This window comes from Lewinella sp. IMCC34191, assembly GCF_003390935.1.
Taxonomy (GTDB): domain Bacteria; phylum Bacteroidota; class Bacteroidia; order Chitinophagales; family Saprospiraceae; genus Neolewinella.
On record NZ_QNQZ01000008.1, the window covers coordinates 131,062 to 145,448 of the forward strand.

9 protein-coding genes are annotated in these 14,387 nt (G+C 56.8%); 2 read left to right on the forward strand and 7 right to left on the reverse strand.

Translation table 11 applies throughout. The features are described from left to right. The first annotated feature begins 41 nt into the window (after positions 1-41). Positions 42-1,523 carry a M48 family metalloprotease gene (locus tag DRW39_RS15675; protein ID WP_232830166.1) on the forward strand — a complete coding sequence of 494 codons (1,482 nt, stop codon included), beginning with the start codon at positions 42-44 and terminating at the stop codon, positions 1,521-1,523. 10 nt (positions 1,524-1,533) lie between these two features. On the opposite strand, the gene DRW39_RS15680 is transcribed toward DRW39_RS15675, so the two are convergent. Then, a complete protein-coding gene (locus DRW39_RS15680) occupies positions 1,534-4,533 on the reverse strand; it encodes a glycoside hydrolase family 3 N-terminal domain-containing protein (RefSeq protein ID WP_116108008.1) in 3,000 nt (999 codons plus the stop codon). Positions 4,534-4,890: 357 nt separating this feature from the next. Then, on the reverse strand, positions 4,891-6,177 hold the full coding sequence (glyA, locus tag DRW39_RS15685; protein WP_116108009.1) for a serine hydroxymethyltransferase: 1,287 nt from the start codon (positions 6,175-6,177) through the stop codon (positions 4,891-4,893). A gap of 162 nt (positions 6,178-6,339) precedes the next feature. Between glyA and DRW39_RS15690 the strand changes: the two genes are divergently transcribed. Continuing rightward, positions 6,340-7,902, forward strand: a complete 1,563-nt coding sequence (locus tag DRW39_RS15690) for a mechanosensitive ion channel family protein (RefSeq protein WP_116108010.1) — start codon at positions 6,340-6,342, stop codon at positions 7,900-7,902. A 59-nt stretch (positions 7,903-7,961) separates the two neighbouring features. On the opposite strand, the gene recA is transcribed toward DRW39_RS15690, so the two are convergent. The 5 genes from recA to polA all read right to left on the reverse strand — a co-directional run bounded on the left by recA (position 7,962) and on the right by polA (position 14,332). Next, positions 7,962-9,044: a recombinase RecA gene (recA, locus tag DRW39_RS15695; RefSeq protein ID WP_116108011.1), complete on the reverse strand. Its 1,083-nt coding sequence runs from the start codon at positions 9,042-9,044 to the stop codon at positions 7,962-7,964. 721 nt (positions 9,045-9,765) lie between these two features. After that, entirely contained in the window at positions 9,766-10,116 is a 351-nt protein-coding gene (locus DRW39_RS15700; protein WP_116108012.1) for a nucleotide pyrophosphohydrolase, read from the reverse strand. Between the two features lie 25 nt (positions 10,117-10,141). Next, a complete protein-coding gene (locus DRW39_RS15705; protein WP_116108013.1) occupies positions 10,142-10,612 on the reverse strand; it encodes a hypothetical protein in 471 nt (156 codons plus the stop codon). 514 nt (positions 10,613-11,126) lie between these two features. Next, positions 11,127-11,444, reverse strand: a complete 318-nt coding sequence (locus tag DRW39_RS15710) for a hypothetical protein (protein WP_116108014.1) — start codon at positions 11,442-11,444, stop codon at positions 11,127-11,129. 71 nt (positions 11,445-11,515) lie between these two features. Then, positions 11,516-14,332: a DNA polymerase I gene (polA, locus tag DRW39_RS15715; RefSeq protein WP_116108015.1), complete on the reverse strand. Its 2,817-nt coding sequence runs from the start codon at positions 14,330-14,332 to the stop codon at positions 11,516-11,518. Between the last annotated feature and the right edge of the window lie 55 nt (positions 14,333-14,387).

Consider the following 14,387-nt stretch of genomic DNA (forward strand, 5'->3'; position numbering starts at 1 on the left):
TGGTCCGACTTCTAGGAGGGTAAACCATCATCCAACAACACATGTACGCCAGCCTTCTGCGTTTTCAGACACTCCTTCTTCTCTTCGGTTTGGGCTTTCTAGTCTCTACCTGTGCCACCAACCCGGTGACCGGGAAGAAGCAAATTTCCCTGATCTCGGAGGAGAGCGAGATTCAGATGGGGCAGGAATACGATCCGCAGGTCGTTGCCGAATTCGGTATCTACGAAGATCCTACCCTGCAAAACTTCCTTTCAAAGAAGGGGAACGAAATGGCCGCCATTTCCGAACGCCCTAATCTGCCGTGGACCTTCCGGCTGGTCGATTCCGAGGTGGTCAACGCCTTTGCCGTCCCCGGCGGATTCGTCTACTTCACCCGGGGCATTATGGCCCACTTCAACAATGAAGCACAGTTCGCGGGCGTGCTCGGTCACGAGATCGGTCACGTAACGGCACGGCATACGGTAGCCCAGCAGAGCAAGCAACAACTGGCACAGATCGGCCTAATCGGCGGGATGATCCTATCTCCCGAACTCGCCAGCCAGGGACAGACCCTGATGCAGGGTATGCAGTTGCTGTTCCTCAAATTCGGTCGCGACGCGGAGAGCCAATCCGATGAACTGGGCGTCAAATACTCTACGGCTATCGGCTACGATGCCAAAGAGATGGCGGGCTTCTTCGGCACCCTGGACCGCCTGAGTGGCGGCGAGGAGAACCGGGCCCCTACCTTCCTCAGCACCCACCCCGATCCCCTGAACCGGGAAGCGCGGGTTGAGGAGCTTGCCACGCAGGCGCAGGCGGGCACGACTCGCGACTTCGAAGTCGACCGCAATAGCTACCTGCGCATGATCGACGGCCTGCTGTACGGGGAGGATCCGGACCAGGGCTACGTGCAGGCCGGGGCATTTTATCACCCGGCCCTCCGGTTTAACTTCACCATCCCACAAAGCTGGCAACTGATCAACTCCCCTACGATGGTGCAGATGGTAGCCCCTGACCAGAATGCCATCATGCAGATGCGCTTGGCGGAGGGAACGGATGTTCGGGCCGCGGCGCAGAGCTTCGTCGAGCAGAACAAAATTCAGGTCTCCAATACGAGCGAACAGGCGATCAACGGACTTCCCGCGGTTACGGTATTGGGCGATATCGCTCAGCAAAACGAGCAGGGACAGACCGCGACGCTCCGGACCATCACCAGTTTTATAGCCTACGGTGGCAATATCTATATGATGTCCGGCCTGAGTATGGCGCAGGACTTCAATAAGTACGCCCGGGCCATGGAGGGAAGCATTCGTAGTTTCTCCGAACTGACCGATCAGAGCAAGCTCAACCGGAAGCCCGAGCGTATCAAGATCGTGGAGGTTGCCAGTGCCGGTACCTTGCAGCAAGCCCTGACCAGGGCGGGTGTACCCCAGGCTCGGCTGGAGGAATTCGCCATCCTTAACGGATTGAACCTGGCTAATCAGCTGCCTGCCGGATACCTGATCAAGGCCTACAGCGGAGGAACCGAGAATCTGCCCCGCTAAGCAGCGATCCTTAAGGCATTTTACCCAGGCCGGCCGTATTACGTACCGAAGGTCTCCGCTCCGCGGGCGGATCGATGGCTTCGTAGGCGGCGGCGTGCATTTTGATGCGGGTATCCAGCCGGTTGAGTTTGTTGTTCTCCATATCGGGAAACGTCCGGTTGGAGAGGAAGACGTAGACGAGGTCATCGGCGGGATCGACCCACACCGCCGTACCGGTAAAGCCCAGGTGGCCAAAAGCACGGGAGGAGGCATCCTCGGCCATGTTCAGGCTGCGATCCTCATCGAGCTGCTTCATGTCGAAGCCGAGACCCCGGCGCAGGTCGTCGTCGTAGCGGGTAGTGAACTGATGAATCGTTTGCGGGCTGATGTACTGCTTGCCCCCGTAGGTCCCTTCCTGGAGAAGCATCTGGAAAAGAGCCGCCACGTCGTGGGCCGATCCGAATAAACCGGCGTGACCGCTGACCCCGCCCATCATGCCGGCGCCCATATCGTGGACGTAACCCTGCACGGTACACATGCGGAAATAGTCATCTACCTCGGTGGGTGGGATGCGGTCCCGGTCGATGTAGCGAAGGGGGTTGAAGGTCAGTGATTCGAGGCCCATGGGGCGGTAAAAATGACGGGCCGCGAATTCATCGACCGTAAGTCCGCTAACCCGATCGACGAGTTTCGCCATCAGGTAGAAACCCAGGTCGCTGTAACGGTAGCGGCCGACATTCGGCAGCGGGCTGTCGTAGATGCGTTGCCACACGCTATCGACAAACACCTTATTCATGTAGAGCTTATCCGTAACCGGAACGACGAAGTTACCCGTCTGGGCGGTACGGTAAAACTGGGAGCTCGGCTTGGGATAGCGCCCCGGCGTAAGGGTGTATTTGTAAAAGGGAATCCAACTGGATAGCCCGGCGCGGTGGGCGAGGATAGCCCGGATCCGCAGGTTTTCTTTATTCGTTCCTTCCAGTTCCGGCAGATAGTAGCCAAGGGGTTTGTCGAGGTCGATGCGGCCGTCATCCACCAGCTTCATGACACAGAGTGTAGTGGCGGCCACTTTCGTGACGGAGGCCAGGTCGTAAACGTCATTAATGGAGACGGGCTGCTTTCGGGCGTAGGTATGATGACCGTACGCCTTCTCGAAGACCACTTTCCCATTGCGGGCGACAAGGACGACCATACCGGGAGTGGCGTGCTCGCGGATCGCTTCCCGGGCCAGTACGTCGATGTTGGAAGTGAGCGATTCGCCGTCGACGCCGACACTCTCGGGATTAGCGTACCCCATCCGGAAATTGGCGGTCGTTTCCAGGCCCGCGTTGTACGGTGCCTGCTTACTGGCCGTAACCGGCAGACGACCGGTGATCCGGTTGGCACCAAACAGGGCTTGGGCGGCAGCATCTTGGGCGACGTCATCGCGGGTGTAGGCTTCAAGGATCGTACCGAACTTATCCAGAGCAGCCAGGCTGTATGGGTTCCCGAAGACGGTGACGATCAGCTTGCCCTTTTGGTCGAGTTTGGTGAGCAGGTTGAGCACCTCGTTGCTGATGGATACTTTTTCGATGAACAGGCTACCGTCGCTGTAAAGGCTTACGACCACGACATCACCCTCTTCAACGCGCTGCAGAATTTGCTGCTGCTCGGTGGCTGTCGGTTTGGCGCCGGTGGTCAGGTGGGTGATCTGTCCGTAGTCATCCAGGCGGCTGGTAAAGGACGTGGGCTTGGGGCTGCCGACACGCAGGGATACGATCTTTCCGGTTTCCGGGGTGGCGATCGGAACCAGGTTTTCCTGGTCGCGAACGAGCGTCATAGCCGCTTCAAACAAATCTTGCTTGAGCGATTTTGCGGCGGCGGTGTTCAGCTCCGAACGCAGGTTCTCCGCGGGGGGGAAGCGCGCGTGGGTAAGGCCGAGGCGGTACTTCGAGAGCAGTATCCGGCGGATCTTTTCTTCCAGGTTAGCAGGAGCGATCGTTCCTTCGCTGACGTAGCGCTTGATGGTTTCAAAGGAGGCGGCGATATCTTCCGGTAAGAGGAGGATGTCGGAACCGGCGGCAATGGCCTCCGCTTCCACTTCGCCGGGGCTGTAGTGCTTGGTGACTCCTTTCATTTCCAGGCCATCGGTGAAGATCAGGCCGTTAAATTCGAGGTCGTCGCGCAGCAGGTCCGAAACGATCGGCTTGCTGAGGGAGGAGGGACGGTTGGGACGGCTATCAAGGGCCGGAATCTGTAGATGCGCTGCCATGATACTTCCGATGCCGTAGCGAACCAGGGCGCGGAAGGGGTAGAGTTCGATGCTGTCGAGACGGGCGCGGGAGTGCTTGATGACCGGCAGGTCGAGGTGGCTGTCCACGTCGGTGTCGCCGTGGCCCGGGAAGTGCTTCGCGCTGGCGAGTATGCCATTGTCCTGAAGCCCTTTCATGTACATGTAGCCCTTCGCCGTGACGTTGTAGCGGTCCTCCCCGAAAGAGCGGGTGGCGATTACGGGATTATTGGGATTGTTATTGACGTCCAGGACCGGGCTGAAGGAAACATTCACGCCGATGCGATGCATCTGACGTGCGATCTCAGCGCCCATATCGTAAATGAGCTGATTGTTGCGGATGGCGCCGAGGGCAAGTTGCTTGGGGAAGGAGATGGTCTGATCCGGCAGGCGCATACCCAGCCCCCATTCGGCGTCCATGCTGACCATCAGGGGCAAATCGCTGATGGCCTGGTATTGGTTGGTCAGTTCGAGTTGCTTCTCAGGCGTGCCCTGAAAGAAGCAGAGACCGCCGACGTGGTAGTCTTCGATTTGCTTGACGACCTCGGCTACGTGGTCGGGTCCCAGGTCGCTGTGGGCGCGGATCATAAACAGCTGGCCGAGGCGCTGATCCTCGTTCATACTGCTATAGACCGAATCAACCCACCGTTGTTCCGCGGCAGTGGGCCGGGAGAGGTCGGGTTCGTATACTTTTTGAGCTTGTGCCGTAAAAGACAGCAAAGCGAAAAAGGGGAGGATGATTTGAGAGAAGTGTTCGTTCATTAGACCGGGGGAAATAGTAAGCTGGACGTGTCAAGTAAGAAAAGCCAAAATGTCAATCACAATATCAGGTACGGAACTATCCGTCGATCGAGATCGATAAACTTTCCCGTACCCTATATATAACGGCTTTAATATACACTTACGGTGTAAGCGAACCCCTAAATATTTGGTAAATCTTATGTTAGGGCGATATCCACCCCTCGGGGAGCGTGTTCCGCTCCACGCCAGTGCGTCAGCGCGGGCCAGTAATGACGGAGGGTACACGCCGAATATCAGCATGGAAAATTCCCGACATCGTGTGGTGCCGGGCAGTGCGAGGTGCTCGATGTACCCTCTTTAACAAAGTAATATCGGATTTTACCCTACCAACTCCCCGGAATACAGCGGGAATTGCTCCATGTAAGCGTGCACTTCGCCACGGACGCGGTCCAGCGTGTCGTCATCTCCAGCATTGCGAACGACCTCATCGATCCACTCGACGGTTTTACGGCAGTCCTCTTCCCGGAAGCCCCGGGTAGTAACGGCCGCGGTGCCGATACGGATACCGCTGGTTACCATGGCCGACTTTTTATCGAAGGGAACCATGTTCTTGTTCAGGGTGATGTCTGCTTTGCCCAGGGCGATCTCCGCGTCGCGGCCGGTGATGTCCTTGTTGCTCAGGTCGATGAGCATGCTGTGGTTGTCGGTGCCGCCGCTGATGATGTGGTAGCCACGTTCTACCAGGGCGTCGGCCATGGCACGAGCATTGGCGATGACCTGCTTACCGTAGGCTTTCCAACCGTCCGTCAGGCATTCGCCAAAGGCAACTGCCTTACCGGCGATGACGTGCTCGAGCGGTCCGCCCTGCATGCCCGGGAAGACGGCGCTGTTGAGAATGCTGCTCATCTTGATGACATTCCCCTTCTTGGTTTTGCGGCCCCAGGGATTCTCGAAATCCTTACCCAGCATGATGATGCCGCCCCGCGGACCACGGAGGGTCTTATGGGTGGTGCTGGTCACGATATGGCAGTGGGGGAGGGGATCATTGAGTAATCCGGCGGCTATCAGGCCGGCCGGGTGAGCGATGTCGGCCAGCAACAGCGCACCAACTTCGTCGGCTATTTCGCGGAAGCGGGCGTAATCCCAGTCACGGCTATAGGCCGAAGCCCCGCAGATAATGAGCTTGGGCTGTACCTCCCGCGCCTTCTCCGCTACTTTATCCATGTCGATCCGCCCCGTTTCTTCTTCCACACCGTAGAAGTTGGCCTGGTAGTTCTTGCCGCTGAAATTCGCCGGGTGCCCGTGGCTCAGGTGGCCGCCGTGGGCGAGGCTGAAGCCTAGTGTTTTGTCACCGGGCTGCAGACAGGCCAAAAACACCGCCGCGTTGGCCTGGGCACCGGAGTGGGGCTGTACGTTGGCGTACTCCGCTCCGAAGAGTTCGCATAGCCGGTCGATAGCCAGTTGCTCTACCTGGTCGACGATTTCGCAACCACCGTAGTAGCGCTTGCCGGGGTAGCCCTCCGCGTATTTGTTAGTCAGGCAACTTCCCATGGCCTCCATGACGGCGGCGCTGGTGAAGTTTTCGGAAGCGATCAGCTCAATGCCATGGCGCTGGCGTTCGAGTTCCTGTTGAATGAGGTCGAATACGGCGGTGTCGCGGTTCATGGGGAGGGGGATTTTACGAGACTGCAAAGCTACGGGCTTGGGCCGACATCGGCCGCCCGAAAGTGCTGCCGTATCCTGACTATCCACCGACGATCCCGAGCGTTCGTATACAGCTTGTTGGGATTCTACCGCCGTCGTCCGTAAAACCAATACTTTTATCGGATGCAACTACGTAGCGCGATTCTTTTTCTGCTGGTCTGCATGGCGGTGCGGCTCAGCGGCCAGCCCGCCCCGGCTCCGGTGGTGTTTGCCCAAGATACCCTCTTTTATATCACGAGTAATATGGGCACCTTCACCCCCGCGCAACGGGCGGAACAGGTGCAGCGGAACCTTCAGCGACTCGCCAAGCTGCCCCTGCGGGAGTTCGACAGCCTGCGGGTGGTCGTACTGGACGGGGAAGCGGAGATCGTACTGGGCGATGATATCATCAACAGTATCTCCGTGCGTGAAGCGCAGGCCCGGGACCTCTCGGCGGAGGAGCTGGCACAACAGCGACTGGTGATGATCCGGCAGGCGCTCATTGCCGATTACAACGACTCATCCTTGCGCCGGGTCCTGGTGGACGTGGCGCTGTTCCTTCTGGCATTGCTGGTTTTCCTGGCTGTTTTCTGGGGGGTGAACAAAGCCTTCAATATTTTCCGATTCCGGCTCCGGAGTATAGACCACGCATTATTGCTGAGCCGAGTCGCTTTGGTCCGGCGCTTTTCGCTGGTTACGCCGCGTATGGAAAAGAAACTGCTGCTTTTCCTGCTTCGTATGCTGCGGTATACGGTCCTGATTGTGTTTCTCTACCTCTATTTACCCTTTCTCTTCAGCCAGCTGAACTATACGCGGGGATTTGGGGAGCAACTGATGGAATACGTGTTGCAGCCCCTGCGCTTTCTCTGGGACGGGGTCACTGGCTTTTTGCCCAGCTTCCTGTTCATCATCATTATCATCGTGGCGGCCCGCTACCTGATCGGGGGACTGCGGTATATCGCCCAGCAGATCGGATCCGGCCAGGTCACCTTTACTAATTTCTATCCGGACTGGGCCATTCCCACCTTCAATCTGGTGCGAGCGCTGATCATCATTTTCACGCTGGTCATCATCTTTCCCTACCTCCCGGGGGCGGGGACCGAAGCCTTTCAGGGCGTTTCCGTATTCGTCGGCTTGCTGCTTTCACTTGGCGCGGCCGGGGTGATCGGGAACGTTTTATCGGGCGTGATCCTCACCTACATGCGGCCCTTTGTAATCGGTGACCGCGTGAAGATCAACGACATTACGGGTGACGTTATCGGCAAGTCGCTATTGGTCACCCGGATCAAGACCGTCCGCAACGAGGAAGTGACCATTCCCAACGGGATCCTGATGAACGGTGGGGTTATGAACTACAGTTCCCTAACCGAGCAACATGGGCTGATTCTGCATACATCCATTACGATCGGTTACGATGTCCCCTGGCCGCAGGTGCACCAGTTGATGATCGAGGCGGCCAGGCGAACCGATCGCATCGACCGGGAGCCGGAGCCGTTCGTCCTGCAGAAAGCGCTCAACGACTGGTACGTAGAATACGAGCTGAACGCCTATACGCACGACAGTCACCGCATGGCGCGCATTTACTCCGATCTACATGCCAACATTCAGGACACCTTCCGGGAGGCAGGGGTAGAAATCATGAGTTCTCACTACATGGCCATTCGTGACGGGAATGCAAGTACGATCCCCGGTTCCAGTGGGGAATAGGATGAAAAACGCCCGTTCCCACCGAAGTGGAAACGGGCGCCGTATAGGGTTTTAAAATCTTAGGCTTCGGCGGCTACTTCCGCGTCGGCATTCTTGCCCTTGCCGTTGCGGCTGGCGCGTGCCTCTTCCTCGATGCCCATGAGCTTGGACTTGATCTTTTCTTCGACCACGTCGGCTACTTCGGGGTTGTCGAGCATGAACTGCTTGGCGGCCTCACGACCCTGAGCAATCTTGGCATCGTCATAAGCGTACCAGGCACCGGACTTTTGAATGATCTCCTGGTCGACACCGAGATCGACGATCTCACCGCACTTAGATATGCCCTCACCGTACATGATGTCGAATTCAGCGACCCGGAAGGGGGGAGCCAGCTTGTTCTTGGCCACTTTGACCTTGACGTGGTTACCGACTACGTTGCCTTGCTTGTCCTTGATGGCGGCACCCGTGCGACGGATATCGAGGCGAACCGAAGCGTAGAACTTCAGGGCGTTACCACCGGTGGTCGTTTCGGGGTTGCCGAACATGACGCCGATCTTTTCACGCAGCTGGTTGATGAAGATACAGCAGCAACCGGTCTTGCCGATGGTGCCGGTAAGCTTCCGCATGGCCTGTGACATCAGGCGAGCCTGCAGGCCCATCTTGCTGTCACCCATCTCGCCTTCAATTTCGGCGCGGGGTACCAGGGCGGCTACGGAGTCGACGACAAGGATATCGACGGCGCCGGAACGGATGAGGTTTTCGGCGATCTCGAGCGCCTGTTCTCCGTTGTCGGGCTGGGAAATGAGTAGGTTGTCGGTATCAACCCCCAGGCTCTGGGCGTAGAAACGGTCGAAGGCGTGCTCCGCGTCGACGATAGCTGCGATGCCACCGCGCTTCTGGCATTCCGCGATGGCGTGAATGGCCAGGGTCGTCTTACCGGAGGATTCCGGACCGTAGATTTCGATGATGCGTCCTTTTGGTAACCCACCGATTCCCAGGGCTACGTCCAGCCCCAGGGAGCCGGTCGGAATAGCCTCAACGTTGGCGGCCTGACTCTCGCCGAGGCGCATGATGGTGCCTTTGCCGTAAGCCTTGTCCAGCCGATCGATCGTCATCTGGAGAGCCTTGAGCTTGGCGGCGGTGTCTTTGTTATTATCTGCCATTATCCTGTTTGTTTGAAACTGCTTTTGTTTTGCGACGGTACAAATATAAACACAAATTGCGTGCTATGCAAGCAAAACAGCCGGTTTTGTCGATAAATAATTCGCTTTTTAGCGATAAATAATTAATTATAACTCTTTTGGTTATAAAAAATGTTTGAAGTTTGACTCCGAAACGTTTTGGGGCTGTTGACTTACCGGTTTCCGAGAATGACCTCTACCTGCGCTCCGTCGCCCATAAAAACGGAGCATTCGTCTTTAGGTTACTCAACCCTGGTCAGATAGTCGGTGCGTTGCGGGGCTGCTGGTGTCGTTATTATGATTATCGCTACTGACAAAGCCAGTCATTAAGGACGCAGCATACCATGCGAACGGGTTGACATCGATAATAGGGGTGTCTGGCCATATCTCAATGGCGGATGGACGGGCGAAATTATTGGCAGACAAGCTACTTGCCAGGAAATAATAGGGATAAAGTTGCAGAACACCACCTCCGGATCTTTGGCGAGCACGAAGCGTAGGACTTACCGGAAAGTCTTACTAATAATAGGCGGTTTTGACCTAGACAGGCCCGCCGCTGTAAGTACATACCCAATACGGCGCGACCGGCTGTAGCTTGGCCGGCGGCTTCCGGGGCATTGGTAACTAGGACCTACTCGGTAGAACATTGCCGGACACTTACAAAATAAACGTGGAGGCCGGACGCAGGAAACATTCTGTCCTACTACCGATCTTCTGAGCGCAGTTTCGGATTGTTGCGGTGGCGCTCCCGGTCCCGACCGGTCTTTTTTTCCAGACTGCGTTGTAAGGCATCGGTAAGGTCCACGCCGGTCTGGTTAGCCAGGCAGATGAGGACGAAGAGCACGTCCGCCATTTCCTCGGCGAGTTGTTCGGGCGCCCGGGCTTCGTCTTCCGGTCTTTTAAAGGACTGTTCCCCGTAAAGGCGGGCCATCAAACGGGCGACTTCGCCCGTTTCTTCCATTAGAATAGCGGTGTTGGTCAGTTCGCCATAGTAGCGTACGCCGACCGTTTTGATCCATTGATCGACCGTTTCCTGAGCTTCGCTGATGGTCATTGCCTGAGGCGGGGTGGCTAGCCTATCAATACGAGTTTATCAACGTAAAGGTGTTGCCATTTACGTCTACGGAATCGCCGTTGTGCTTGCCTCTCAGGGCGAGGTACAGGGGGCTATCTACAGAGATGCCCCGGTACTTTTTGCCATTGACTTCGAACTCGTCGCTGGCGGCACCTACTATAAAGTAACCCTTGTCGGTTTGGATGATGTCGCCGAGTTGAATCTCTTCGGTGGGTTCAATATCCTCGAGGTTAGAGAGTACATTGATATCGTGTTGCAGGGCCTCAACGACGGAAGAGCGAGCTTCAACGCGATTGATGGATTGGTCGACCTTTCCGTCTTCAAAAAGATTCTCGGTCTCCTCATTCGTTTCCTCCGCTTCGTCCATATCGGCCGTTTGCATGGCCAACATATTCTTATAGGAGTTCTCCTTCATCGTTAGTAAATGAGCGATGACGGCGTCTTTTTCGGATTGCTGCTCTTTGGTCAGTTTCATTGTGTATCGTTTCTGGATACTGCAACGGTTGAAGCCAGCGCTTGTTTGCGCGAAAATTTAATCGCGCCATGAACATCTGAGGGCAGCCTATATTCTATAAAAGAGCATACACTTACACCAAAAATTTGACCATCCGGCGGGAATAATCACGATGCGGCGCTGAACATGCCATCCCTTTACAGGGTCGCTGCTCAGTGTGGCAACGAACTCCCATGACTGACTCTATTATCGTGACTTCGCACAACGCGTTGTGCATATGCTCACACATCTAAGGTCATGTCTTTTGCTGGGTTTTTGGTTAATGTTCGGGCAAGCTGGTTCATCCGGCTTGCCTTTTTTTGTTGGGGGTGGGCTCACTTCGTTCGCGGTTGAGTGCCAGATCGCTTCGCTCCTGGCCGGTAGACAAACCTTCGGTTTTTGGTAGGGGGCTAGGTCGCTTCGCTCCCTGGCGGTAGAGGACCGGGGCGCTGCGCTGCCGGTCGGTAGAGGGACCTGCGGTCCGGTAGAGGTGGAGCTATTTTTGTTTGGCGACCCAGGCTACGTGGCGGCGGATGCGTTCGTCGGCGAGGAGGGCGTCTTTGGTGTTGTAGTCGCGAGCGAGTTCCTTCTCATCGGGGATCAGGCGGTGGATGCCCTTGTGACAGGGGCGGCAGATCGAGATGCGGCGGTGCGTCATCTCTTCCTTGGTAAAATGCTTTTGGAAGTAGCTTTTGCGGTGTACGGCCCGCGGTATGAGGTGGTGCTCGGTCAGGGTGGTGGTGCGCCCGCATAGTTCGCACTCCCCGACGGGTCCCCGCAGGCGATCGGTGTAGTTTTTTCCTTTACGCGGCATAGCTACCTAACGGGAAATATCGGTATCGGTTATGCGCAATCCGGCCGGGGTGCTATGCGACGGCGGGAAGATTAGTGCGCTTCCAGCCAGTTTTCTCCCTTGCCCGTTTCCACTACGATCGGAACATCCAGGTTGGGAATGGCCTCGCGCATCAGTTCCTCGATGAGCGGCGTGACTTTTTCCACTTCATCGCGGGGAGCGTCGAAGACGAGTTCGTCGTGTACCTGCAGGATCATGCGGGTACGGAAATTGCGCTCCCGCAGGGCTTTGTGAATGCGGATCATGGCCAGTTTGATCATATCGGCCGCCGTTCCCTGGATCGGGGTGTTCATCGCCATCCGTTCGGCCAGGGCGCGAGCTACACTGCTGCGGCTGTTGATGTCGCGCAAACCGCGTTTCCGACCGAGCAGCGTGGAGACGTAGCCTTCTTCCTTTGCCTGTTCTACGGCACCGCTCATGAATTGTTTCAGCCCGGTGAAGCGCTCGTAGTAATTCGCTATCAGCTGGCTGGCTTCCGAACGGCTGATTTCCAGTTCCTGGGTCAGGCGCTGGGCTCCGGCTCCGTAAAGGATGGCAAAGTTGATGGTTTTGGCCTGGTAGCGCTGCACGCGGGTCACTTCCTCGTAGGGCACGTCGAAGATCAGGGCCGCCGTGGCGGTATGGATGTCCTTGCCGGTCTTGAAGGCGTCCAGCATACCCTCGTCCTTGCTCAGGGCGGCTACCAGGCGGAGCTCGATCTGGGAATAGTCGGAGGCGAGCAGGATGTGGTCGGCATTGCGGGGAATGAAAGCCTTACGCACTTCCGCCCCCTCGGGAGTCCGCACGGGGATGTTCTGCAGGTTGGGGTTTGCGCTGCTTAGCCGGCCGGTGGCCGCGATCGTCTGGTTGAAGCTGGAGTGGATCCGCCCGTCGTCATTCATCAGCAGGGGTAGGGCATCCACGTAGGTGCCGAGCAGCTTGCTCAGGCTGCGGTGGCGCAGGATGAGTTTGACGATCGGAAAGTCGGCACTGACCTCGGCGAGGGTGGATTCGTCGGTTTTAAATTGGCCGGTTTTGGTTTTGCTGCCCTTATAGGGGACGCCCATCCGTCCGAACAGGATCTCCCCAATCTGCTTCGGCGAGCCGATGTTGAACTCCGAACCGGCCATCTCGTAGATTTCCTTTTCGATCGACTGCAGTTCGCCGGTGAGGGTTTTGCTGTATTCCTGCAGAAAATTGCCGTCGACGTTGATGCCCTCCAGTTCGATGTCCCGCAGTACCGGAATGAGCGGCGCTTCCACCGTTTCGTAGAGTTCGACAAGTTCCTCTTCTTCCAGTTCAGGCCAGAGCGCGTGGTATAGCTGTAGGGTGATATCGGCGTCTTCGCAGGCGTAAGGGACCACCTTTTCCAGTGGTACCTGCCGCATCGTCAGTTGTTTCTTTCCTTTTCCGATCAGCGACTCGATGGGCACCGGCTTGTAGTTTAGGTATTCCTCGCTGAGAAGGTCCATTTTGTGCCGTTTGTCGGGGTGCAGCAGGTAGTGCATGACCATGGTGTCGAGCAACTTGCCCTTTACCGTGGCACCGTAGCGCTCGAGTACGATCATATCGTACTTCAGGTTTTGTCCGACTTTATCGATTACTTCGTCGGCCAGCAGGGGAGCAAATTCGGCCACGATCGCCTCCGCCTGCTGCCGGTCCTCAGGTACCGGTACGTAGTATGCCGCTCCGCTTTTCCAGGCAAAGGACATGCCGACCAGTTCGGCGGTAGTCGGATCGACACTGGTGGTTTCCGTATCGAAAGAAATGGTTTTTTGCTTCGCCAGCTGCTCGACCAGCTTCTTCCTTCCCTCGGGGGTATCCACCTTTTGGTAGTCGTGCTCGGTGTTACCGAGGTGCTTGTCGGCAATGGCGTGAGCCGGCGGTTGCCGGAATTTCTTTTTGGGCGCGGACGCAGGTAAAGCGCTTTCCCCGGAAGCGAACAGGTCTCCCTGGGCCGTCGACTTAGCGGGGGCTTCCTCCTTGATTCCCAGGATCTCGTTGGCAATGGAGCGGAATTCGAGCTCGCGGAAAACGTCCGTTAGGTAATCCCGATCAAAATCCTCGATCAGGTATGCCTCCGGGTCGAATTTGATGGGTACGTCCTGAATGATCGTTGCGAGTTGCTTACTCAGCAGGGCCTGCTCCCGGAACTCCCGCAGGCGCTCCTGATTCTTCCCTTTGATCTGATCGGTGCTGTCCAGCAAATTCTCCATGCTGCCGAACTGCGCGATGAACTTCGCCGCGGTTTTGGGCCCGATACCCGGAACACCGGGAATGTTGTCGACCGAGTCGCCCATCAGACCGAGCATATCGATGACCTGTTCCGGGTGCTCGATATCCCACTTCTTATTGATGTCGTCTACCCCGAGTATTTCCACTCCGTTGCCCATGCGGCTGGGCTTGTACATCAGGATATTCTCTTCCACGAGTTGACCGTAGTCCTTGTCGGGGGTGACCATGTACACTTTATAGCCTTCCCGCGCCGCCTGCTTGGACAGGGTACCGATGACATCGTCCGCCTCGAAATTCGGTACGATGATGATCGGGATCTTGAAGGCCTGCAAAATCTGGTGAATGTAGGGAAAGGCGATGCCGATGTCTTCGGGTTGCTCCTCGCGATTGGCTTTGTAATCGGCGGCCAGTTCGTTGCGGAAAGTCGGACCGTCGGGATCGAACACCACGGCCAGGTGGGTGGGCTCCTGGTTCTTGATCAAATCCCACAGCGTACGGGTGAAACCGTGCATGGCGGAAGTATTGACCCCCTTGGAATTGATCAAAGGTCGATTGATAAAGGCAAAGTGGGCGCGGTAGACCAGGGCGTGGCCGTCGAGCAGGAAAAGGCGCTTGTCGGAGGCGGGATTTGGCATGTGGCGAAGATAGGTATGGCGTCGCTAAGCCCGCCAACGGGCACTAGGCGGGAAG

What these genes read in the sequence shown, in the direction of transcription:
- DRW39_RS15675 (WP_232830166.1), top strand. Translation starts at nt 42, where the DNA reads ATGTACGCCAGCCTTCTGCGTTTTCAGACACTCCTTCTTCTCTTCGGT.
- DRW39_RS15680 (WP_116108008.1), bottom strand. Translation starts at nt 4,533, where the DNA reads ATGAACGAACACTTCTCTCAAATCATCCTCCCCTTTTTCGCTTTGCTG.
- glyA (WP_116108009.1), bottom strand. Translation starts at nt 6,177, where the DNA reads ATGAACCGCGACACCGCCGTATTCGACCTCATTCAACAGGAACTCGAA.
- DRW39_RS15690 (WP_116108010.1), top strand. Translation starts at nt 6,340, where the DNA reads ATGCAACTACGTAGCGCGATTCTTTTTCTGCTGGTCTGCATGGCGGTG.
- recA (WP_116108011.1), bottom strand. Translation starts at nt 9,044, where the DNA reads ATGGCAGATAATAACAAAGACACCGCCGCCAAGCTCAAGGCTCTCCAG.
- DRW39_RS15700 (WP_116108012.1), bottom strand. Translation starts at nt 10,116, where the DNA reads ATGACCATCAGCGAAGCTCAGGAAACGGTCGATCAATGGATCAAAACG.
- DRW39_RS15705 (WP_116108013.1), bottom strand. Translation starts at nt 10,612, where the DNA reads ATGAAACTGACCAAAGAGCAGCAATCCGAAAAAGACGCCGTCATCGCT.
- DRW39_RS15710 (WP_116108014.1), bottom strand. Translation starts at nt 11,444, where the DNA reads ATGCCGCGTAAAGGAAAAAACTACACCGATCGCCTGCGGGGACCCGTC.
- polA (WP_116108015.1), bottom strand. Translation starts at nt 14,332, where the DNA reads ATGCCAAATCCCGCCTCCGACAAGCGCCTTTTCCTGCTCGACGGCCAC.